Source organism: Actinomadura verrucosospora (genome assembly GCF_039540335.1).
GTDB classification, from domain to species: domain Bacteria; phylum Actinomycetota; class Actinomycetes; order Streptosporangiales; family Streptosporangiaceae; genus Spirillospora; species Spirillospora verrucosospora.
In genome coordinates this window covers 1-21,368 of record NZ_BAABEV010000067.1, presented here as the reverse complement: position 1 = coordinate 21,368, position 21,368 = coordinate 1, and the positions used below count along the sequence as shown (strand labels likewise).

Genomic DNA, 21,368 nt, shown 5'->3' with positions numbered 1-21,368 from the left:
GGGTGGTGCGCTGTCGCCCCCGTCAGCGCGGACGGACGATCGTGCGCCCGGGACGCGGCGCCCGGGCGTGCGGTCAGTGGTTCGGTGGTCGCAGGTCCAGTTCCAGCCGGTACCGGTCGCCGCGGTAGAGGGACCGGACGTACTCCAGCGGCCGGCCGTCCGCGTCCCTGGTGATCCGCTCGAACAGGAACGCCGGCATGTGCACCGGGACGCCGAGCTCGGCGGCCTCCTCGGCGGTGGTGACGGTCGGCTCGATGGTCTCGGTGCCCGAGGCGATCACGACGCCGTTGCCCCGGAGCAGGTCGTAGAACGACCGCCCTTCCAGGTCGCTCCGCCGCAGGTCCGGCATGAGCGCCCGCGGCAGGTAGAGGGTCTCGATGGCCATGGGGGCCTCGTCGGCCAGCCGGAGCCGCCGAATGGTAAATACCTCTTCGACGGGCGACAGGGCCAGCCGGCGGCCGATCCGCGCCCCCGCGGTCTCGGTGCGGAACGACAGCACCCTGCCGCCCGGCTTCATCCCGCGCCTGATCATGTCCTCGGTGAACGAGGTCATGGTCAGGGACACGGCGATCCGGGGTTCGGCCACGTAGGTCCCGCTGCCGTGCCGCCGGTCGAGCAGGCCCTCGGCCACGAGCCCGTCGATGGCCTGGCGCAGCGTCGGCCGCGAGACGCCGAGGTCCTCGGCCAGCCGGCGCTCGGACGGCAGCGCGTCCCCGACGTCCAGATCGTCCAGCATCGCCAGCAGCTCGCGGCGCACCGCCTGCCGTTTCGTGCTCGCGGCCCGGGCCTCACCGGCGGATGGCACGCCTGTCACCTCCTTTGATGCGGTTCCTGTCGTCGCACACGGTATGTCCCATTATGGCGACTGGTCAATACCACTTTGGCGATGTTTGCCGTGGTCATGGCCGGAAGGCCCGAACTACCGTCTCGGCAGGTCGGCAGACGGTGCCGATCACGACCGTGTCGACGCCGCGCTCGCCGCGGCGAGGAAGGCGGCCAGATGAGGAAGCTCGTGCGCGGCGCAGTGGCGCTGGCCCTGCCGATGCTCATGCCGGCGGCGCTCAGCGCGGCGCCGGCCCAGGCGGAGGCGGGCCGGCCGGGGGCGAGGGACGCCTGGAGGCTGGTGGCCTCCGAGCCGTTCGACCGGCGCATCGACGACGCGAAGGTTCCCTGGAGGCCGGACGGCGACGGCCCGTCCAGTCCGTACGACGTCGATGTCTACGACAACGACGGCGCCTACTTCGACACGATGGGCGGCCCGGCCTTCCGGACGCAGCTCGCGAAGATGAAGACCTACCGCAAGTCGTTCACGTTCGGGAAGCGCGGCTGGCTCACCGCCGAGCTGGCCGCCCGCGACGCCGACGGGGACGGCCGGCCGGACGCGCCGCCCACGCTCACCTCCGGCAAGGGCGTGGCCCGGCTGGACGAGCCCGCCCACCAGGCGGGCGTCGTCATCCGCTCGACCCGCGACCTGCCCGCCGAGTACCGGGTGGAGATGACGCTGCGCGGGCTGGACTTCGGGGGCCGGCGGAACGGGTCATGGGACTACCCGGACGGCCGGGTCAACGGCTACTCGCCGGAGGGCTGCAAGACCAACTTCCCCTGGGCGTCCGGCGGCGACTACGCGCGGCCCGAGTGCGAGTGGGCCGACGTCCGGACCGACTCCAACGGCTTCTACTACATGTCGATCATGGACTACCGGCAGGTGGCGCCGCACAACAACGTGTTCGTCCACGGCCATCGCAAGGTCGCCATGGACGGCTACAACCGCTACAAGTACACCGGCAAGGGCCTGCTGTACTGCAACCCGGCCACCGGGCAGTACGAGCCGTACTCCGCCGGGACGGGCAACGGCGTCAACGCGATCTTCATGACCGACGACCGCCGCTACCCGACCATGCCGGGCACCGAGTACCTCATGGAGAGCGAGTGCGGGCTGCGCAAGGGCGGCGCCATCGTCTCGACCGTCGACCTGAAGCCCGAGCTGCTGCCCGCCGAGCCGTACACGTTCGCCGTGGAGCGGCGCGACGGCGCCTACACGATGGAGATGTCCGGGGTCTTCGCGCACGTGGGGAGGGCGACCCTGCGCTACACGCGCTCGTTCGTCCAGGACGGCGAGCCGATCTGGCACTACAACCAGAAGCCCGGCGAGTACGACGGCCGGTTCAACGCCGACTGGACCTGGACGGGGCCGGGCGGCACCCTCGTCGACCGCGACACCTGGCCGGCCGGGTCCGCCTACCCCGACCGGTTCATGATCGGTGACCCGCACATGAACTTCTACGAGGGCTCGGCGCAGGTGGACGACATCCGCCTGTACGTCCCGCGCTAGCGGACCGGCGGCCGCCCGGCCCGGCGACGGCGGCGCCGCCGGTCAGGCGGTCGCCGCCCCGGCGCGGTACTCCTGCGGGCTGACGCCGTGCTCGCGCTTGAAGGCCGTGCTGAGCGCGAAGGCGTTGCCGTAGCCGACCCTGCGGGCCACGGCCTCCAGCGTCGCGTCCGTCTCGCGCAGCAGGTCGGCGGCCTGCGCGAGGCGGACGCCGGTGAGGTAGGCCATGGGCGGCTCGCCGACCAGCTTCGCGAACCGCTGCGCCAGCGCCGCGCGCGACACCCCGACCCCGGCCGCGAGGTCCGCGACCGTCCAGGGATAGGCCAGGTCGTCGTGCAGGAGCCGGAGCGCGGGGCCGACGACCGGGTCGCCGTGGGCGCGGTACCAGCCCGGGGCGGCGGCGTCCGGGCGGGAGAACCAGGCGCGCAGGGTCGCGATGAGCAGCAGGTCCAGGAGCCGGTCGAGGACGACGTCCTGGCCGGGCTCGTCCTTGCCGATCTCCTCCTGGAGCACGGCGACGAGCGGCGACCTCCACGTGTCGCCCCGGACGACCGCCATCGCGGGCAGCGCGGCCAGCAGTCGCTGCGTGACGGCCCCGCGCATCTGGTAGGTGCCGACCAGCATGACCGCCGGCCCGTCCGGGTCGTTTCCCCAGGCGCGGACGCCGAGGTCCATGGCCTCCGACAGGCTCGTGCCGTCCGGGGTGGTGCAGCGCTGGCCGGGATGGATGACGATCTGCGGCGCGGTCGCCGGGTCGTCGCTGACGGTGTAGGCGTCCGGCCCCCGGAAGATGACCATGTCGCCGGGGCCGACGCGCTGGGGATCGCCGTCGTCGGGGACCAGCCAGGCCTCGTCCCTGACCATGGAGAGCAGGGTCAGCGGCGCCTCGTCCTGGATCCGGAGCGACCAGGGCGGCGCGAGGGTCGAGCGCAGCATGAACGCTCCACGCGCGCGCGGACCGTCGAGGAGTTCGGCCAGGGCGTCCATGGAGGCCAGCGTAGACGCTGGCGTATGCGGGCGAGCGTCTCAACCATGGTGGCCGGAACCGCCCGGCTGTTGACTTCAGGGCATGACGAACAGCGAATCCGGAATCATCGAAAGCGGCCTCACCCTCGTCCTCGGCGGGACCGGCAAGACCGGCCGCCGCGTCGTCGAGCGGCTGGAGGCCCTGGACCTCCCCGTGCGGATGGGCTCGCGGTCGGCCTCCCCGCCCTTCGACTGGGAGGACGAGTCCACCTGGGCGCCCGTCCTGCGGAACGTCGAGAACGTCTACCTCTGCTACTACCCCGACCTGGCCGTTCCCGGCGCCCCCGACGCCATCCGCGCGTTCACGGGTGCGGCGGTGGACGCGGGCGTGCGGCGCGTGGTCCTGCTGTCGGGGCGGGGCGAGCCCGAGGCGCGGGACTGCGAGCGGATCGTCCAGGCGTCCGGCCTGGCCTGGACGGTCGTGCGGGCGAGCTGGTTCGCGCAGAACTTCAGCGAGGACTACCTGCTCGACCCCGTGCGGGCCGGGGAGGTCGTCCTCCCGGCGGGCGAGGTCCCGGAGCCTTTCGTGGACGCCGACGACATCGCGGACGTCGCGGTCGAGGCGCTCACCCGGGACGGCCACGCCGGGCAGGTGTACGAGGTCACCGGGCCCCGGGCGCTCACGTTCGCCGAGGCGGTCGCCGAGATCGGCCGCGCCGCGGGACGCGAGGTCGCCTTCGTTCCCGTCGGCGCGGAGGAGAACGCGGCGGCCCTCCGGGAGCACGGCGTGCCCGAGGAGGTCGTCGGCCTGCTGACCTACCTGTTCACGACCGTGCTGGACGGGCGCAACGCCCGGCCCGCCGACGGCGTCCAGCGGGCCCTCGGCCGCCCGCCGCGCGACTTCTCCGAGTACGCGCGCGAAACCGCCGCCAGCGGCATCTGGAACCACTGACCTGAGGACCGGACGACATGAAATTCTCTCTCGCGGGCGTCTCGGCGACCCTCTCCATCATCATGGCGGCCGGGATGGCCGGAACCTTCTTCGGCTTCTCCACCGGCGTCATGCCCGGGCTGAACGCGGCGCGGCCCGCTTCGGCGATCGACGCCATGCAGGGCATCAACCAGAGGATCCAGAACCCGGTCTTCGTGGCGATGTTCCTCCTGGTGCCGGTTCTGGCGGCGGCGGCGGGGGTGCTGCTGCTCACCCTGGACCAGAAGTCGGCGGCCCTGCTCTTCTTCGCCGCCGCCGGCCTGTACTTCGCGGGCGCGCTCATCCCGAGCTTCGCGGTCAACATCCCGATGAACGACGTCCTGGACGGCGTCGCGATCCCGAAGGACGCGGCCGAGGCGGCGAAGATCTGGTCGGACTACTCCGGCCGCTGGACGGCGTGGAACACCGTCCGCGCGGTGTTCAGCTGGGCGAGCCTCCTCGCCATGAGCCTGGCCGTCTACGTCTGGGGCAGGAACAACTGACCGATCTGACGCACCGGCGGGGTCCGTGCTCCGGCAAGGAGCATGGACCCCGTTTCCATGCCTCCCTCAGCCGTTCCTTCTGAGCCATCCGGCCCTTTTTAAAAGCGCCACCCCAGAGGGGTGCGGCACAGCTCTCGGCCTTCCGGAGACGCACGGAGGCGGCTGTGGGCGAAATGCGCCGCGACCACCAAGAATGCTGTACTCTGCCGAAGCGGAGACGCTCTGACGAACACTTCGAAGTCCTCTTGTCGTCTCGGACGGCGAAAGGCGGTTCCTCAGGGGCGGCTCGTGACAACCAAAAGAAGGAGGGATGATGGGCGACAGGTTTTCGCAGCTTGTCGCTGCAGAAGATTTGGCTGCTACAAGGGAGCTCCTCGAACGCGACCCTGATCTGGCTCACCGACTTCGCTCGGTCGCCCTGGAGAAGGCCGGCGCACTCAGCGGTTTCTACCACCATAACGTCCGGGTGGGAAACCTGATGTGTCGCTTCCCTGCCGCCGGGGCGGACAATCTGGATCGGCGTACTTATGAGGAGAACGACGTGTTGCGGGCCATTCAGCCCTATCTGGGCCGAAAGGCGTCCCACCTGGTCTACGAGGGGCAGGGGTGGTCCGTACACGCGTACGAAGAAGGCCGAGTCCTCCACGAACTCTCGCCACCGGGTCGGCCGGTGCCGAGGCTCGTTCTCGACGACACGGTGGACCTGTTCCGCAGGTTGACCGATGTGCCGTTGGGGGACATGCGGTTGCCGCCCTGGTGGCCGGAAGACGGCGATTCGGTGGGATTCGGATTGCGCAGGGCCATCCAGGCGTCGGTCGCCCAATGGAAGTCGACCCGCTGGTTCGGCAGGGAGTTCGACTTGCTCGGGCTTCCTCTCCAACCGCATCGGGCGATGGTGGGCCGCTTGACGAAGCTCACTCCCCGGCCGTTTCAGCTCCTGCACAACGACATGCACCGTGGGAACATCATCGTGCGTCCCGACGGTCACGCGGTCTTCGTGGACTGGGAATTGGCGACGATCGGGGACTGGGTGTACGAGGTGGCGACCCACCTGCACCTCATGCGCTACACCGAAGGAGACCGGCAGTATCTTTTGGAGCGCTGCCTCGAAAGGATGCCGCCCGCCTCCACCGAGGGGTGGCAGGCGGATCTGGAGACCTATCTGGACCTCAACCGGATCCAGTCGGCCGTCAACGACACCGTCCGTGTCATCCATAAGATCAGGAAGGAGCGCCTGTCGCCCGCCGAGAAAGGGGAAATGGTCCTGGCCCTGACCGGAACGCTCAACACGGCCGGTCGGATCTGGGGCATGGAGAAGGTACTCTCCCCCGACGAGGTGGCCGCCGCGGTTCAGGCCGGCGTCGTCGGAGAGTAGCAGGGGGCGCCGGGAGAAACCGCCCGGTCCCTGTTCGACCCACGCTGCGCCCTCACTCGCATGGAAATGAGAGTGGGGGCGTAGATGCCCGCGGAGGCGCGGCCCGCGCGGGCCCGGGGCTTACCATCGGCGGATGGGCGGCGTCTACGCGATCAGCGACCTGCACGTGGGGTTCCCGGAGAACCGCGCGTTCGTCGAGGGCCTGCGGCCCGCGTCCGAGGACGACTGGCTGATCGTGGCGGGCGACGTCGGCGAGCGCTTCGCCGACGTCGAGTGGACGCTGCGCACCCTCGCCGAGCGCTTCGCCGCCGTGCTGTGGGTGCCCGGCAACCACGAGCTGTGGACCATCAAGGACGACCCCGTGCAGCTGCGCGGTGAGGCCCGCTACCGCCGGCTCGTCGAGATGTGCCGCGGCCTGGGCGTGCTGACCCCTGAGGACCCCTATCCCGTCTGGGACGGCCCGGACGGCGCCGTCACCGTGGCGCCGCTGTTCATCCTGTACGACTACACGTTCCGCCCCGACGGGACGTCCAGCAAGGAAGAGGCCCTCAAAGCCGCGCACGAGGCCGGTGTCGTGTGCACCGACGAGGTCTACCTGCACCCCGACCCGTATCCCGGACGGGACGCCTGGTGCGACGCCAGGATCTCCTACACCGAGCAGCGCCTGTCCGCCCTGGAGCCGGGGACGCGGACCGTGCTCGTCAATCACTGGCCGCTCGTCCGCGAACCCACCCGCGTCCTCTGGTACCCGGAGTTCGCCCAGTGGTGCGGCACCGAGCGCACCGCCGACTGGCACAGCCGGTTCGGCGCGGTGTCCGTCGTCTACGGGCACCTGCACATCCCCCGGACGATCTGGACCGGCGAGGTCCCGCACATCGAGGTGTCGGTCGGCTACCCGCGCGAATGGCGCGAGCGGGCCGACGCGCCTCGCGGCCCCCGCCGCGTCCTGCCCGTCCCCGAGACGGACTGACCGGCTACCGGCGGGCCGCGCTTCTAGCGGGCCGCGCCCGGCGCCACGCCGGCGGCGGCGAGCGACAGCAGCCGGGCCGCGGCGTCCGGGTCCCGCTCGGCGACCGTCGCGATCGCGCCCGCGAGCCTCAGCACGTCGCCGAACGCCGCGCCGGCGGGCGCGTCCCCGGCGCGCTGCGCGCGGACGAGCAGCGCCTCGCCCGCCTCCGACATCGCCGCGCGGGAGCCGGAGGGGTCGAGCCGGGGGTCGCGCAGCGACACCATCGCCGAGGCCGCCATGCCCGGGAAGGCGGTGATCTCAGAGACGAACGTCCGCAGCCAGGCCAGCAGGGCCTCGCCGGAGGACGGGGAGTCCAGCAGGTCGCGGGCGGACACGGCCAGCCCGGCGTAGACGTCGGCGAGCAGCGCCTCCAGGAGGTCCTGGCGGGTGGGGAAGTGGCGGTAGAGCGTGCCGATGCCGACGCCCGCGAGCCGCGCGACGCCTTCGAGCGAGGCGCCCGCCCCCTGGCGCTGGAAGGTCTCCCGCGCCGCGGCGAGCAGCCGCGCGCGGTTGCGGCGAACGTCGGCCCGAACGGGGCGCGCCTTCGGCGTGTCGTCGCTGGTCACCTGGGTCGTCGATCCTTCCCGGGGATGGAACGGGCCTGCGGCGATCGGGAGGATCCGCGGCTTTGGAACGGTCCCTCAATCCTATCCGCGCCGGTGCCCGGACCTGCGCCGAGAGGGCCCCGAACGCGGCCGGGCCCGCCGCGCACGGGTGCACGGCGGGCCCGGCCGCGTCTCCGCGTCCGGCCCGGGTCAGGCGTCGGCGGGGGAGACGGGGAGGTTCAGCCGGCCGCCGCCGGCCCTGAACTCCTCGGCCTTCTCCCGCATCCCGGCGGCGAGGGCCTCCGCGTCGGCGAGGCCGCGCTCGGCCGCGAACCGCCGCACGTCCCGCGTGATCTTCATGGAGCAGAAGTGCGGCCCGCACATCGAGCAGAAGTGCGCGGTCTTGGCCGGCGCGGCCGGGAGCGTCGCGTCATGGAAGGCGCGCGCGGTGCCGGGGTCCAGGGACAGGTTGAACTGGTCCTCCCAGCGGAAGTCGAACCGCGCCTCCGACAGCGCGTCGTCCCACGCCTGCGCGCCCGGATGGCCCTTGGCGAGGTCGGCGGCGTGCGCGGCGATCTTGTATGCGATCACGCCGGCCTTGACGTCCTCGCGGTCCGGCAGCCCGAGATGCTCCTTCGGCGTGACGTAGCAGAGCATCGCGGTGCCGTGCCAGCCGATCATCGCGGCGCCGATCGCCGAGGTGATGTGGTCGTAGCCGGGAGCGATGTCGGTGGTCAGCGGCCCGAGGGTGTAGAACGGCGCGCCGTCGCACCACTCCTGCTGCAGGTCGACGTTCTCCTTGATCTTGTGCATCGGGACGTGGCCGGGGCCCTCGTTCATCACCTGGTTGCCGAACCGCGCCGCGATCCGCGTCAGCTCGCCCTGGGTGCGCAGCTCGGCGAACTGGGCCTCGTCGTTGGCGTCCGCGACGGAGCCCGGGCGCAGCCCGTCCCCCAGCGACCAGGTCACGTCGTAGGCGGCGAAGATCTCGCACAGCTCCTCGAAGCGGGTGTAGAGGAAGTTCTCCTCGTGGTGCGCCAGGCACCAGGCCGCCATGATCGACCCGCCCCGCGACACGATCCCCGTCTTGCGCCGCGCCGTCAGCGGCACGTAGGACAGCAGCACCCCGGCGTGGACGGTCATGTAGTCCACGCCCTGCTCCGCCTGCTCGATCACGGTGTCGCGGAAGACCTCGTAGGTGAGCTCCGCCGGGTCGCCGCCGACCTTCTCCACCGCCTGGTACAGCGGGACGGTCCCCACCGGCACGGGCGAGTTGCGCAGGATCCACTCGCGCGTGGTGTGGATGTCGCGGCCCGTCGACAGGTCCATGATCGTGTCGGCGCCCCAGCGGGTCGCCCACGTCATCTTCTCGACCTCGTCCTCGATCGAGGACGCGACGGCCGAGTTGCCGATGTTGGCGTTGACCTTGACGAGGAAGTTCCGCCCGATCACCATCGGCTCGATCTCGGGATGGTTGACGTTGGCGGGCAGCACCGCGCGCCCGGCGGCCAGCTCGTCCCGGACGAACTCCGGCGCCACGCCCTCGCGCAGCGCGGCGAACTCCATCTCCGGCGTGATCTCCCCGCGCCGGGCGTAGGCGCGCTGCGTCACCGCGCCGCCGGTGGCGCGCCGCGGCCGCCGCGGCAGGGCGCCCTCGCCGTCGGCCTGGGGGAGGCGCCCGCCCGCGCCCGGGGGGAGCGCGGAGGGCGACGAGCGGCGCCCGTCGTCCTCGGGGCGCGCCGCCCGCCCCTCGTACGGGGCGGTGTCGCCGCGCTCGGCGATCCAGGCCTCCCGCAGAGGCGGCAGCCCCCTGCGCACGTCGGTCTCCTGCTCTGGATCGGTGTACGGCCCGGACGTGTCGTACAGGACGACGACGTCGCCGTTGGTCAGCGGCACCTCCCGCATCGGGACCCGGATCTCCGGGCGGGAGCCCTGGAGGTAGGTCTTGCGGGCAGCGGGAACCACAGGTTCGGTCATGACGACTCGATCTCTCCCTACGCCGGCATTACCCGGTCAGGTTCATGCGGTCAGCGGCCGTCCCAGCCGCTATCTCAGCCCGGTTCGCCGGGCCCCCGCGATCTGTCGCCACGACGTTAACCCGGGCGGCCCCGGTTGCCGCAACCGCCGCCCATGGGCTAGAGCGCGCCCGCGCGGAGGTCGCGCGCGGGGATCGCGACGGGCAGGGCCAGGACCAGAGTGCGGAGGGGGTCGGGGGCGGACGGCGACCGCTCCAGCTCCACCCGGGCCTCGGCGTCGCCGATGATGCGCAGCGTGGCCGAGCGGCGGCCGTCGACGCCGGTGACGACGCGGCCGTCGCCGGTGGCGCGGGTGGTGCCGAGGAGCATCCCACCGGCGGTGTGGAAGGACGGCTCCCGCAGGCCGCGCACGAATCCGAGAGGGCGGCCGTCCGCGTCGAGGACGCGCACGCGGTCGCGTCCCGGCAGCCGGGACGGACCCCGGACCACCAGCAGCGCGGCGGCGTGGGGGTCGCGAAGCACGATGGTCCGCCTGCCGCGCCGGCCGCAGGCCACGGCGAGCACCGCGCCGCCGTCCCGGTCGCGGTACCGGCCCGCGCCGTCCACGACGATGCGGCGGGCCCCGGCCAGGGCGCCCGCCGCGGGCGGCGGGACCTCCCGGCCCTCGTCGTCGACGACCCGCCAGGCGGCGCTGAGGCGGTCCGCGGTCGCCGTCCGGACGGCCGGAAGCCATCCGGACGGCAGCGACGCGCCCCTGAGCAGGGTCACCGCGTTCCCGTCGACCTCGGCGACGGCCTCGACGCCGGGCGCCCGCTCCGGGTCGACCCAGAGCGTCCACACCGGGTCGTCGACGGGCCACCTGATCCCGACCGCCTCCACGGCTCCGGCCGGGACGGCCGCCTCCCGCCCACTGCGGCGGAGGGTCACCCCCTGCTCGCCGATGGTCACGATGAGGCGGGCCCGGTGGAGCCGGGCCGCCCAGATGAGGGCGGCCAGGGCGGCGAGCAGGCAGCCGCCGCCGCAGAGCAGCAGGGGCCGGCGGGCACTCTCCGGGTCGAGCGGTCCCGTACCGGGGCGGGCCGCGAGCAGGAGGGCCGCGCCGGCCGCCGGCGCGGCGGTCAGGACGCGGAGCGGCCATCGGTAGGCCCGCGCGCCGAGCGTCATCCGGAGCCCGGGCGGGGGGACGGGAGGCGGGGGGACAGCAGGCGGGGGGACGGACAACTGTCGGCCCTTCGTGACGGGGTTTGCAGAACTATAGGGCGGGCCTCCGGCCGCGCAGGGGGCGCCGAAAGGACCAGTCGCGCGGGGGCGCGGGCCGCGGCGCGAAGATCGCGTGCGTGGGGGAGAATGGGCGCGTGCTGACGGTGCCCCGGGTCGAGGTGACGGTGAAGGACGCCCTGGCGGCGTCGGCGCTGGCGGGAGCCGCGGCCGTCGCCGCGGTGCTGTGGCCCGGCGTCCGGGGCCTGGACGCGCCCGGCGCGGCGCTCCTGGTGGCCGCGCACGTCCCGCTCGCGGTGATCCGGCGGTGGCCGACCCCCGGCCTGCTGGCACTGGTGGTCCTGGTGCTGCCCTACCACCTGGCGCAGTACCAGCACCACGCGCTGGTGCCCGCCGAGGTGATCGCGCTGTTCGCCTACGCGGTGCTCGGGCGCCGGGTGCGGATCGTCCTCGGCGTCGTCGGCTGCCTGCTCGCCGTCTGCGTGGTCGGCGCGGCGATGCGGGCGGGCGGCGGATCCCTGCGCGAGCAGATCGCCGTCATCGAGGCCGTGGTGTCGGTCGTCATCGCCGTCCAGGTGTGGCGGGTGCACCGGGCGCGGCTCGCGACGATCACCGAGCGGGCCGAGCGGGCCGAGCGCACCCGGGAGGAGGAGGCGCGCCGGCGGGTCGCCGAGGAGCGCCTGCGGATCGCCCGCGACCTGCACGACCTGCTCGCGCACAGCATCACGCTGATCGGCGTGCGGGCCGGCGCCGCGGCCCACCTGGTGCGCGGGGACCGGCCGCTCGACCGGGAGGAGCTGGCCGACGCGCTCGCCTCCATCGCCTCGACGTGCCGGGACGCGCGGATCGAGCTGCGCGGCACGCTCCAGGTCCTGCGCGGCACCGACGTCGGCGCCCCCGAGACGCTGCCGGGCCTCCACGCCCTCGCCGGCCTCGTCGACGCGGCGCGCGGCGGCGGGATCGACGTCGACCTGCGGGACGGGGACGTCGGGACGCCGCCCCCGGAGACGGGGGTCGCGGCGTACCGGATCGTCCAGGAGGCCCTGACCAACGTTGTCAAGCACGCCGCCGCGAGGCGCGCGACGGTGAGCCTGGAGCGCGACCGCGGGAGCCTCGTCGTCCGGGTCGCCGACGACGGCCGGGGGCCGTCCGGCGGCCCGCCCGAGGGGTTCGGGATCCTCGGGATGATCGAGCGGGCGCGCAGCGTGGGCGGGACGTTGGACGCGGGGCCGGGGGAGTCCGGCGGGTTCGTCGTCACCGCCGTCCTCCCGCTGGAGAACGCAGCCGCGCCCCACCGGGCGTGACGCGCGCCCCCGGGAGGCGCCGGCGGCGCCCGCCCGCCCGAACCCTCCCGACTTCCGACGCCGACACCGCCGGGGGGCTTTCCACCCCTTACGGATAGGGTCAGGATCAAGGGGACCAGGGGAGGCGACACGTCGGTGAGCACTTTGCAGGAGGCCCCACAGGACCGGATCTTCACGGTGCCCAACATCCTGAGCCTCGCCCGGCTCCTGGGCGTCCCGCTGTTCCTGTGGCTCGTCCTGGTCGAGGCGGACTGGTGGGCGCTCGGCCTGCTGGTGTTCGCGGGCCTGTCGGACTGGCTGGACGGGAAGCTGGCTCGGGCGTTCAACCAGACGAGCAAGCTCGGCATGGTCCTCGACCCGGCCGCCGACCGCCTCTACATCCTGGCCACGCTCGTCGGGCTCACCATCCGCGACATCATCCCGCTGTGGCTGGTGCTCGCGCTCGTCGCCCGCGAGGTGTCGATCCTGCCGATCGCGCCGATCGTGCGGCGGCTCGGGTACGGCGGCACGCTGCCCGTGCACTTCATCGGCAAGGCGGCGACGATGTGCCTGCTGTACTCCTTCCCGCTGCTGCTGCTCGGCGACCACGGCGGCGCCGCGGGCACCGCGGCGCGGGTCGTCGGATGGGCCTTCGCCGTCTGGGGGACGGCCCTGTACTGGTGGGCGGCGGTCCTCTACTGGGAGCAGACGCGGCGGCTGGTGCTGGCCGGCCGCGGCGCCCCGCCCCCGTCCTCCGGACCGGGCGGCGAGCCCGGGGCGGGCGATCCGGGGGCCGCGGAGGGGCCGGGCGCGGAACCGCCGGCCGGCGGCCAGAAGGGAGCTGAGACCCCCCGATGAAGGCCGTCGTGATGGCGGGAGGCGAGGGGACGCGGCTGCGTCCGATGACCGCCAACCAGCCGAAGCCCCTGCTGCCGCTCGTCAACCGGCCGATCATGGAGCACGTGCTGCGGCTGCTGAAGAGGCACGGGTTCGGTGAGACCGTCGTCACCGTCCAGTTCCTGGCCGCGCTGATCCGCAACTACTTCGGCGACGGCGAGGAGCTCGGCATGTCGCTGAGCTACGCGACCGAGGAGGTCCCCCTCGGCACCGCCGGCAGCGTGAAGAACGCGGAGGAGGCGCTGCGCGACGACCGCTTCCTGGTGATCTCCGGGGACGCCCTCACCGACATCGACCTGACCGACATGGTGCGGTTCCACGAGCGCAACGACGCGCTCGTCACCATCGGCCTCAAGCGCGTCCCGAACCCGCTGGAGTTCGGGATCATCATCGTGGACGACGCGGGGCGCGTGCAGCGGTTCCTGGAGAAGCCCACCTGGGGCCAGGTGTTCTCCGACACCGTCAACACCGGCATCTACGTGATGGAGCCGGAGGTCCTGGAGCACGTCGCGGAGGGCGAGCCGGTCGACTGGTCCGGGGACGTCTTCCCGAAGCTGCTCGCCGAGGGCGCCCGCCTGTTCGGGTACGTGGCCGACTGCTACTGGGAGGATGTCGGCACCCACGAGAGCTACCTGAAGGCGCAGGCGGACATGCTCTCCGGGCAGGTCGGCATCGAGCTGGACGGCTTCGAGATGTCGCCGGGCGTGTGGGTCGCCGAAGGCGCGGAGGTGGACGCCGAGGCCGTCCTCAAGGGGCCGCTCTACATCGGCGACTACGCGAAGGTCGAGGCGGGGGTCGAGCTGCGCGAGTTCACCGTGCTCGGCAGCAACGTCGTCGTCAAGGAGGGCGCCTTCCTGCACCGCGCGATCGTCCACGACAACGTGTTCGTCGCGCCGTCCACGAACCTGCGGGGCTGCGTGGTCGGCAAGAACACCGACATCATGGCGGGCGCCCGCGTGGAGGAGGGCGCCGTCATCGGGGACGAGTGCGTCATCGAGGCCGAGGCGTACGTGTCCAGCGGCGTGAAGGTGTACCCGTTCAAGACCATCGAGGCCGGCGCCGTCGTCAACACCAGCGTGATCTGGGAGTCGCGGGGGCAGCGCAACCTGTTCGGGCCGCGGGGCGTCTCCGGCCTCGTCAACGTGGAGATCACCCCCGAGCTGGCGGTGCGGCTCGCCTCCGCCTACGCGACGACGCTGAAGAAGGGCACGACCGTCGTCACCGGACGGGACGTCTCCCGCGCCGCCCGCACCCTCAAGCGCGCGGTGAACAGCGCGCTCACCGCCAGCGCCATCAACGTCCAGGACCTGGAGGCGACGCCGCTGACCGTCGCCCGGTTCGAGACCGGCCGCGAGGACAGCGTCGGCGGGATCTACATCCGCACCACGCTCGGCGACCCGCAGGGCGTCGACATCCTGTTCCTGGACGCGGACGGCGCCGACCTGTCCCAGGGCGCGCAGCGCAAGCTGGAGCGCGTCTTCGGGCGGCAGGAGTACCGCCGCGCGTTCCCCGGCGAGATCGCCGAGCTGACCTACCCCCCGCGCGTCGTGGAGACCTACACCCGCGACCTGCTGCGCCGCGTCGACATCCGCGGCGTCCGCGAGGCCGGACTGAAGATCGTCCTGGACTGCGCGGGCGGGGTGGCCTCGCTGGTGCTGCCGAACCTGCTCGGCAAGGTCGGCGTGGAGGTCCTCACCCGCAACGCCGGGCTGGACGAGGCCAACCCGACCGAGACGCTCGCCGAGCGGATGCGCGACCTGGAGCGGCTCGGCGAGCTGGTGTCCTCGTCGCGGGCCGCGTTCGGCGTCCGGTTCGACCCGGTGGGGGAGCGGATCTCCCTGGTGGACGAGAACGGCGAGCTGGTCGGCGACGACCGGGCCCTGCTGGTGATGCTGGACCTCGTCGCGGCCGAGCGGCGGGGCGGCAAGGTGGCGCTGCCGGTGACGACGACGCGGGTCGCCGAGCAGGTGTGCCGGTTCCACGGCGTGCAGGTCGAGTGGACCTCCACGTCCCAGGACGTGCTGACCAAGGCGGCCGCGCAGCCGAGCGTGGTCTTCGCGGGGGACGGGCGCGGCGGGTTCCTGATGCCCGAGTTCAGCGGCACCGTGGACGGCATCGCGGCGTTCGTCCGGCTGGTGGGCCTGGTCGCGCGGACGCGGCTGACGCTGTCGCAGATCGACCGCCGCATCCCCGACGCGCACCTGCTGCGCCGCTCCGTCCCGACGCCGTGGGCGGCCAAGGGGAGCGTCATGCGGCACGTCGTGGAGGCGGCGGGGAACCGGACGCTCGACACCACCGACGGCGTGCGCGTGGTGGAGGGCGACGGCCGCTGGGTCCTCGTGCTGCCCGATCCCGCGGAGGCGGTGACGCACCTGTGGGCCGAGGGGCCGGACGCCGACACCGCCCAGGCGCTGCTGGCGGAGTGGGCCGCCGTCGTCGAGCGCGCGGGCTCCTGAGCGTCCTCAGCAGCGTTCGCGGGGCCTGAGGCCGGTCCGGTCGGGTTCCCGGTCGGCGTAGCGCGCGCCGAGGAACGCGATGAGGTGCTCCACGTCGGCGACGTTCGACACGAGGCCGAGGGACGCCCTGACCGCGCCGCCGCTCGGCAGCCCGAGCACGCCCAGGTAGTCGTCGAGCGTCCGCATCCGCAGGCGGGCGGTCCGGCGCAGGGCGTGCTCGGGGATCTCGAAGGCGCCCTCGCCCGCGCCGGGGTTGCAGAAGCAGCCGGTCCGGATCGAGATGCCCGCGGCGGCGGTGTCACGGGCCACGATCCGCTCGTCCACGACCGCGCCGCGGCGGTCGAGCACGTTGAACGCGACGGTGCCGCCGCGCCCGCCGGCGCCCTCCGGCCCGTACACCCGGACCAGGGGGGAGCCGTCGGCGTGGCGCAGGTCCCCGAGGCGGCGAAGGAGCAGCGAGGTCAGGCACCCCACGCGGCGCTGGACGAGGTCCATGCCGATGCCGCCGACCCAGCGGATGCCGAACTCCACGTCGGGGATGGACAGGAAGTTCAGGGTGCCGTCCTCGAACGCGGTCTCGTCGGGCGCGAGCACGTGCCAGCCGCCGAGCGCGCTGACCGCCTGGATCGTCCCGCCGGCGAACCAGGGGCGGCGCAGCCGGGCCAGGGCGTCCCGGCGGGCGACCAGGCTGCCCACGCCGGTCGGGTACCCGAACACCTTGTACCAGCTCACGGGGACGAAGTCGGGCCGGACCCGGCTGAGGTCGAGGCGCCCGGCGGGCGCGAAGGCGGCCGCGTCCAGCAGCACGTCGTAGCCGTGCGCGTGGGCGAGGTCGACCCAGCTCAGCGGGTGCCGGACGCCGCTGAAGTTGCTCTGCGCGGGAAAGGCCAGCAGGCCGCCGGCGCCGCCCAGCGCCGCGGCGAGGTCGGCCTTGCGGACCCGCAGGTCGGGCCCGCGGACGGGCACGTGGGCGACCTCGGCTCCGCGCGCCCTCGCGAACTCCCTGATCCCGTTCACCGAGTTGTGGTTGTCGCCGGTGAGGACGAGGCGCCCGCCCCGCTCGAACGGATAGGCCTCCCCGACGAGGCGGCATGCGCCGGTGGCGTTGTGCGTGAACACCACCGCGTACTCCTCGGGGGAGGCGTTGAAGAACGCCAGGACCGCCCGCCGGGCCCGCTCGACGAGGGCCGTGGAGGCGCTGGAGGTGGGGTTCTCCGAGTGCGGGTTCCCGAAGCAGCGCCCCGCGAGGCGCTCGGCGTGCGCGCGGATCTGCGCGGCGGCGGCGACGCCCGAGCCGGTGTAGTCCAGGTACGTCTGCTCGTCCAGGTAGGCGTACTCGGCGGCCCGCAGCTCGTCCAGCGGTCGCGTCTCCGCGTAGCCGGGCATGAGGTCGACGTCATAACTGGACGAAGCGCTCAAAATGTACCCCCGTATGCAAAAGCCGCATTCCTCATTAAACGGTCAGGGACGCGCCGGAGGTGACGCAAGAGCGCCGTGGTGTCCTTAAATGGCCTATGGGGAAGGGGTTTTATGTCCTCCGGGTGAGGACCAGGCAGGCCCCTGCCAGGAACAGCGCCGTGAACCCGCCGAGCAGCGCCCAGTCCACGGCCGGCGACCGCGAGAACGTGTCACCGTAGGAGGCGAGCAGAGGCGGCCCCAGCGGCGAGCGCCCGCTCGCCCAGAGCCGCTCCACCCCGAGGCTGTGCCCGAGGCCCTCGAAGGCCCACCGGTTGGACATGGCGCAGCTCAGCCATCGTCCGGGCGCCGCCATCACCGGGACCGGCAGGATCGCGCCCACGAACAGCACCTGCGGGAAGCAGAGCATCGGCAGCGCCATCGTGGCCTGGGCCGGGTCGGTGACGGCCGCCGACACGAGCAGGCCCAGCGCGAGCGCCGCCAGCGAGCACAGCAGCAGCGTGACGAACAGCTCCCCGTACGTCCCCCACCCCGCCGCGGGCAGCCGGTCCAGGACCCGCAGGACGCCGAGCACCAGCGCGTCCACCACGGCCAGCAGCGGCAGCAGGACGGTCGCCTTCGCCAGCACGTAGGGCGCGATCCGCAGCCCGGTGAGCCGCTCCCGCCGCAGGACCGGCAGCTCGCCGCAGATCTGCGGCAGCCCGTAGGTCAGGCCGAAGAAGAACCCCCCGAAGGCGATCCAGAAAAGGATCATCACCGTCGCGGCGGGGCTGGGGGACTCCGGCGAGAAGGCCCCCGGCCGGAACAGGACCGCGAACATCGCCAGCACCATGAGCGGCGACCCGAGCAGCACCGCGAGCGTGAGCCGGTTGCGGGTGATCAGGTCCAGGTTGCGCCGGGTGAGCAGAGCCCACTGCCGGAACGCGGTGACCGCCGGGCCGGTCTCCGGCCCTGACGCCGACGCCGACGCCGACGCCGACGCCGACGCCGACGCCGACGCCGACGCCGGGGCCGACGCCGGGGCCGACGCCGGGGCCGGGGGTGCGCCGCGCCCGCGCGCGCCGAACCGGCCCGTCCACTCGTGCGACTCCCCTTCGGCCAGCCGCAGATAGATGTCCTCGATCCGGTCCGCCTGGAACCGCTCTCGCGCCTCATCCGGTGCTCCGTAGAAGACCAGCCGCCCGTCCTGGGCGAGGATGGCCACCCGGTCGCACACCAGGACGTCCGGCGGATGGTGCGTGGTGATCACCACCGTGGTCCCCGAGTCGGCGAGCCCGCGCAGCAGCCGCATCAGGTCGGCCGAGGTCGCCGGGTCGAGGCCGGAGGTGGGCTCGTCCAGGAAGAACACGCGGGGCCGCGTCAGCATCTCGACCGCGATGCTGGCCCGCTTGCGCTCGCCGCCGCTCAGCGACCCGACGCGCTGCCCGGCCCGCGCGGTCAGCGCGAGCGCCTCCAGGACGCCGTCCACGGCGCGCTCGGCGCGCTCGGGGGGCGTCCCCGCGGGCAGCCGCAGCCCCGCCGCGTACCGCAGCGTGCGCCGCAGCGGCATCTCCAGGTGCACGATGTCGTCCTGCGGCACGTAGCCCAGCGAGCCCGCGGCCGGGCCCGCCGCGCCGCCGTCGTACCTGACCTCGCCCTCGGCGGGCGGCCGGACGCCCGCGATGGCGTCCAGCAGGGTGGTCTTGCCCGCCCCGCTGCCGCCGATGATCGCCACCAGCTCCCCGGCGCCGATCGACAGCGACACCTCCCGCAGCGTCCGCCGCCCCCCGGCCGCTCGCTGCCCCACCTCGCGGACCTCGATCATCTGTCCTCCCGCCGGGCGACCCCACCCCGACGATGGACGATCTTCCGATGCGCGTCCAGCCGCCGGATCCGGTCAGTCGGGGGCGTCGTCGTCGGGGTCCCCCGCGGCGATCCCGGCGAGCGTCCGCAGGGCGCGGGCGAGGACGTCCGGCGGCGGGGACGCCAGGCCGATGCGGACGGCCCGCGGGGCGGCGGCGCCCCCCACGACGAAGGCGGCGGCCGGGGTGACGGCGATGCCGCGCCGGGCGGCCGCCGCCACGAACGTCTCGGCCCGCCACCGCTGGGGCAGCTCCCACCAGCAGAAGTACGAGCAGGGATCGGACCGGACGGCCGCGCCCTCCAGGCACCGGGCCGCGATCCGCTGCCGCGACGCGGCGTCGGCGCGCTTGGCCCGCACGACCTTCTCGACCGTCCCGTCGGCGATCCAGCCCGCCGCGGCCTCCAGCGCGAACCCCTGCGGGCCCCAGGCTCCGGAGCGCAGCGCGGTGGCGACGCGCCCGGCGAGCGCCGCGGGCGGAACGGCGAAGCCGAGGCTCAGACCGGGCGCGAGGCGCTTGGAGAGGCTGTCGACCAGGACGGTGCGGTGCGGGGCGTGCGCCGCGAGCGGCTCCGGCCCGCCGTCCGGAAGGAACGCCCAGACGCGGTCCTCCACGGCGTGCAGGCCGAGCCGCTCCAGCGCGCCGGCCAGCTCGGCGCGGCGCCGCTCCGGCATCGTGGTCCCGCGGGGGTTGTGCAGCGTCGGCTGGACGTAGACGCCGCCGAGCGGCGCGGCGCGATGGGCCTCGGCGAGCGCGTCCGGGCGCAGGCCGTGCTCGTCCATCGCGATCGGGACCGGCGTCACCCCGAGCCGGGCCGCGATCCCCTTGATCACTGGATAGGTCAGCGCCTCCACGCCGAGCCGGCCGCCCGCGGGCACGAGCGCCGCCACCGCGCCCGCGACGGCCTGCCGGCCGTTCCCCGCGAACAGGACGTCGGAGGGGGCGGGCCGCAGGCCGGGCGAGGTCAGCAGCGCCGCCGCGACCGCGGGGGCGGCGGCGGTCCCCGCGACCCCGGCGAGGCCGAGCGCGGCGGCCAGGACGTCCGGGCGGCGCAGGCGCTCCAGCCCCTCGGCCAGCAGGGCGCTCAGGCCCGGCGCCACGGGGTGGTTGAGCTCCAGGTCGACGCGCGCGGCGGCGGGCTCGGCGAGCGCGGGCCCCGGCGGGCGCTCGGCGGCGCGGACGAAGGTCCCGCGCCCGACCTCGCCCACCACCAGGCCGCGCCTGGCCAGCTCGCGGTACACGCGGTTCGCCGTGGAGCCCGCGATGCCCCGGCGCCGGGCGAAGGCGCGCTGCGGCGGCAGCCGCTCGCCCGGGCGCAGCCGCCCCGCCGCGATGTCGGCGGCCAGCTCGTCCGCGACCCGCCGGAAATCGTCCACCTGAACCCCACATTGCACCGAGAACAATTCTCTTATTGCACCGAGGATACCCCGACTTCTACTCTTGGAGAACTTCGAGTCGTCTGGAGCGCAATGATCTCGTTCGGGGCCGTCGCGGCCATCGCCCTGTTCGCCCTCGGCCTCGTCCTCACCCCGGGGCCCAACATGATCTATCTGGTGTCGCGGTCGGTGACGCAGGGCCGCCGCGCCGGGCTGATCTCGCTCGGTGGCGTCGCCGCGGGGTTCCTCGTCTACGTCGCGGCCGCCACCGCGGGCCTCACCACGGTCTTCACGCTCGTGCCGCCCCTCTACACCGCGATCAAGCTGGCCGGCGCCTGCTACCTGCTGTGGCTGGCGTGGCAGACGCTGCGGCCCGGCGGCACGACCGCCTTCACGCCCGCGGACCTGCCCGCCGACCCGCCGCGCCGGCTGTTCGCCATGGGCCTGGTCACCAACCTGCTCAACCCCAAGATCGCCGTCCTGTACGTGTCGCTGCTCCCGCAGTTCGCCGACCCCGGGCGCGGCAGCGTCGCCGTCCAGATCCTGCTGCTCGGCGCCGTCCAGGTCGTGATCGCCGTCACCGTCAACGCCCTCATCGTGCTCGGCGCCGGCTCCATCGCCGCCTTCCTCGCGCGCCGGCCCGGCTGGCGGCGCGCCCAGCGCTACCTGATGGGCTCGGTGCTGGCCGCCCTCGCCGTCCACATCGGCCTGCGCCCCGCGACCGCCTGACCCGCCGCTCCGCGCCGGACCTTGCCATGATGGGCCGGTGATCTCACCTGAGGACGAGCCCGGCGGCCGGGAGCCCGACGGGCGGCCCGAGGGCCGGGGGCGGCCGCCCGACCGGCGCCCCGACGCCTCCATGTCGCTGCTCGCCGACCTGTTCGCCGGGCGGCGCCTCGACCCCGGCTACGCCGAGGCCGCGGCGCGCAAAGCCGCCTCCGGGGCCGGGAGGCGGCCGCGGGGCCTCCGGGGCGCCGGCGTCCTGCTCGTCCTCGCCCTCACCGGGGCCCTGGCCGCCGTCGCCGGCGTCGAGGTGCACCGCAGCGAGCCGGTGGCCGCCGAGCGGCACTCCGAGCTCGTCGACCAGATCCACGCCCGCACCGCCGAGACCGACGCCCTGCAGCGCCGGCTCGACCTGCTGCGGGCCGACACCGAGCGCCGCCGGGCCGCCGCGCTGGCCCGCAGCGCCGAGGGCCGCCGCGTCCACC

Annotated in this window: 18 protein-coding genes and 1 riboswitch; of the genes, 10 read left to right on the top strand and 8 right to left on the bottom strand. The window is 73.8% G+C overall.

Annotated elements, in window-relative coordinates:
* Window positions 1-73 precede the first annotated feature (73 nt).
* Window positions 74-805 (bottom strand): GntR family transcriptional regulator, encoded by a 732-nt coding sequence (locus tag ABD944_RS39760; protein ID WP_345186755.1) that lies wholly within the window; start codon window positions 803-805, stop codon window positions 74-76.
* Window positions 806-1,000: 195 nt separating this feature from the next.
* Here ABD944_RS39760 and ABD944_RS39755 point away from each other — a divergent pair, with 195 nt between their 5' ends.
* Entirely contained in the window at window positions 1,001-2,332 is a 1,332-nt protein-coding gene (locus ABD944_RS39755; RefSeq protein ID WP_345186752.1) for a hypothetical protein, read from the top strand.
* A 42-nt stretch (window positions 2,333-2,374) separates the two neighbouring features.
* On the opposite strand, the gene ABD944_RS39750 is transcribed toward ABD944_RS39755, so the two are convergent.
* The gene (locus ABD944_RS39750; protein WP_345186750.1) at window positions 2,375-3,316 is read right to left on the bottom strand and encodes an AraC family transcriptional regulator; all 942 of its coding nucleotides are present in this window, start codon (window positions 3,314-3,316) and stop codon (window positions 2,375-2,377) included.
* Between the two features lie 82 nt (window positions 3,317-3,398).
* Between ABD944_RS39750 and ABD944_RS39745 the strand changes: the two genes are divergently transcribed.
* From ABD944_RS39745 to ABD944_RS39730, 4 genes are all read left to right on the top strand, one after another.
* On the top strand, window positions 3,399-4,247 hold the full coding sequence (locus ABD944_RS39745; protein ID WP_345186747.1) for a Rossmann-fold NAD(P)-binding domain-containing protein: 849 nt from the start codon (window positions 3,399-3,401) through the stop codon (window positions 4,245-4,247).
* Window positions 4,248-4,264: 17 nt separating this feature from the next.
* The gene (locus ABD944_RS39740; RefSeq protein WP_345186745.1) at window positions 4,265-4,768 is read left to right on the top strand and encodes an anthrone oxygenase family protein; all 504 of its coding nucleotides are present in this window, start codon (window positions 4,265-4,267) and stop codon (window positions 4,766-4,768) included.
* Window positions 4,769-5,078: 310 nt separating this feature from the next.
* Window positions 5,079-6,143 carry a phosphotransferase family protein gene (locus ABD944_RS39735; protein WP_345186743.1) on the top strand — a complete coding sequence of 355 codons (1,065 nt, stop codon included), beginning with the start codon at window positions 5,079-5,081 and terminating at the stop codon, window positions 6,141-6,143.
* Window positions 6,144-6,276: 133 nt separating this feature from the next.
* Window positions 6,277-7,113: a metallophosphoesterase family protein gene (locus ABD944_RS39730; protein WP_345186741.1), complete on the top strand. Its 837-nt coding sequence runs from the start codon at window positions 6,277-6,279 to the stop codon at window positions 7,111-7,113.
* Between the two features lie 23 nt (window positions 7,114-7,136).
* On the opposite strand, the gene ABD944_RS39725 is transcribed toward ABD944_RS39730, so the two are convergent.
* From ABD944_RS39725 to ABD944_RS39715, 3 genes are all read right to left on the bottom strand, one after another.
* Window positions 7,137-7,718: a TetR/AcrR family transcriptional regulator gene (locus ABD944_RS39725; RefSeq protein ID WP_345186739.1), complete on the bottom strand. Its 582-nt coding sequence runs from the start codon at window positions 7,716-7,718 to the stop codon at window positions 7,137-7,139.
* Between the two features lie 189 nt (window positions 7,719-7,907).
* Window positions 7,908-9,674: a phosphomethylpyrimidine synthase ThiC gene (gene thiC / locus ABD944_RS39720; RefSeq protein ID WP_345186737.1), complete on the bottom strand. Its 1,767-nt coding sequence runs from the start codon at window positions 9,672-9,674 to the stop codon at window positions 7,908-7,910.
* Window positions 9,670-9,783, bottom strand: a riboswitch (TPP riboswitch). Its footprint overlaps the gene before it by 5 nt.
* A gap of 49 nt (window positions 9,784-9,832) precedes the next feature.
* On the bottom strand, window positions 9,833-10,837 hold the full coding sequence (locus tag ABD944_RS39715) for a hypothetical protein (RefSeq protein WP_345186734.1): 1,005 nt from the start codon (window positions 10,835-10,837) through the stop codon (window positions 9,833-9,835).
* Between the two features lie 191 nt (window positions 10,838-11,028).
* Here ABD944_RS39715 and ABD944_RS39710 point away from each other — a divergent pair, with 191 nt between their 5' ends.
* From ABD944_RS39710 to ABD944_RS39700, 3 genes are all read left to right on the top strand, one after another.
* On the top strand, window positions 11,029-12,195 hold the full coding sequence (locus ABD944_RS39710; RefSeq protein WP_345186732.1) for a sensor histidine kinase: 1,167 nt from the start codon (window positions 11,029-11,031) through the stop codon (window positions 12,193-12,195).
* A 135-nt stretch (window positions 12,196-12,330) separates the two neighbouring features.
* Window positions 12,331-13,032, top strand: coding sequence for a cardiolipin synthase ClsA (gene clsA / locus ABD944_RS39705; protein ID WP_345186729.1), 702 nt, complete (start codon window positions 12,331-12,333; stop codon window positions 13,030-13,032).
* Window positions 13,029-15,527 (top strand): sugar phosphate nucleotidyltransferase, encoded by a 2,499-nt coding sequence (locus tag ABD944_RS39700; protein WP_345186727.1) that lies wholly within the window; start codon window positions 13,029-13,031, stop codon window positions 15,525-15,527. Before clsA ends, ABD944_RS39700 begins: the two co-directional genes overlap by 4 nt.
* A 6-nt stretch (window positions 15,528-15,533) precedes the next feature.
* On the opposite strand, the gene ABD944_RS39695 is transcribed toward ABD944_RS39700, so the two are convergent.
* From ABD944_RS39695 to ABD944_RS39685, 3 genes are all read right to left on the bottom strand, one after another.
* Complete coding sequence (locus ABD944_RS39695; RefSeq protein WP_345186725.1) at window positions 15,534-16,946, bottom strand: aminotransferase class V-fold PLP-dependent enzyme; 1,413 nt, start codon at window positions 16,944-16,946, stop codon at window positions 15,534-15,536.
* Between the two features lie 109 nt (window positions 16,947-17,055).
* Complete coding sequence (locus ABD944_RS39690; protein ID WP_345186722.1) at window positions 17,056-18,747, bottom strand: ABC transporter ATP-binding protein/permease; 1,692 nt, start codon at window positions 18,745-18,747, stop codon at window positions 17,056-17,058.
* A gap of 72 nt (window positions 18,748-18,819) precedes the next feature.
* On the bottom strand, window positions 18,820-20,160 hold the full coding sequence (locus ABD944_RS39685; protein WP_345186720.1) for an aminotransferase-like domain-containing protein: 1,341 nt from the start codon (window positions 20,158-20,160) through the stop codon (window positions 18,820-18,822).
* A gap of 93 nt (window positions 20,161-20,253) precedes the next feature.
* Between ABD944_RS39685 and ABD944_RS39680 the strand changes: the two genes are divergently transcribed.
* Window positions 20,254-20,889 carry a LysE family translocator gene (locus ABD944_RS39680; RefSeq protein ID WP_345186718.1) on the top strand — a complete coding sequence of 212 codons (636 nt, stop codon included), beginning with the start codon at window positions 20,254-20,256 and terminating at the stop codon, window positions 20,887-20,889.
* 37 nt (window positions 20,890-20,926) lie between these two features.
* Window positions 20,927-21,368: hypothetical protein (locus tag ABD944_RS39675; protein WP_345186716.1), on the top strand; the 442-nt coding region annotated here is incomplete at its 3' end.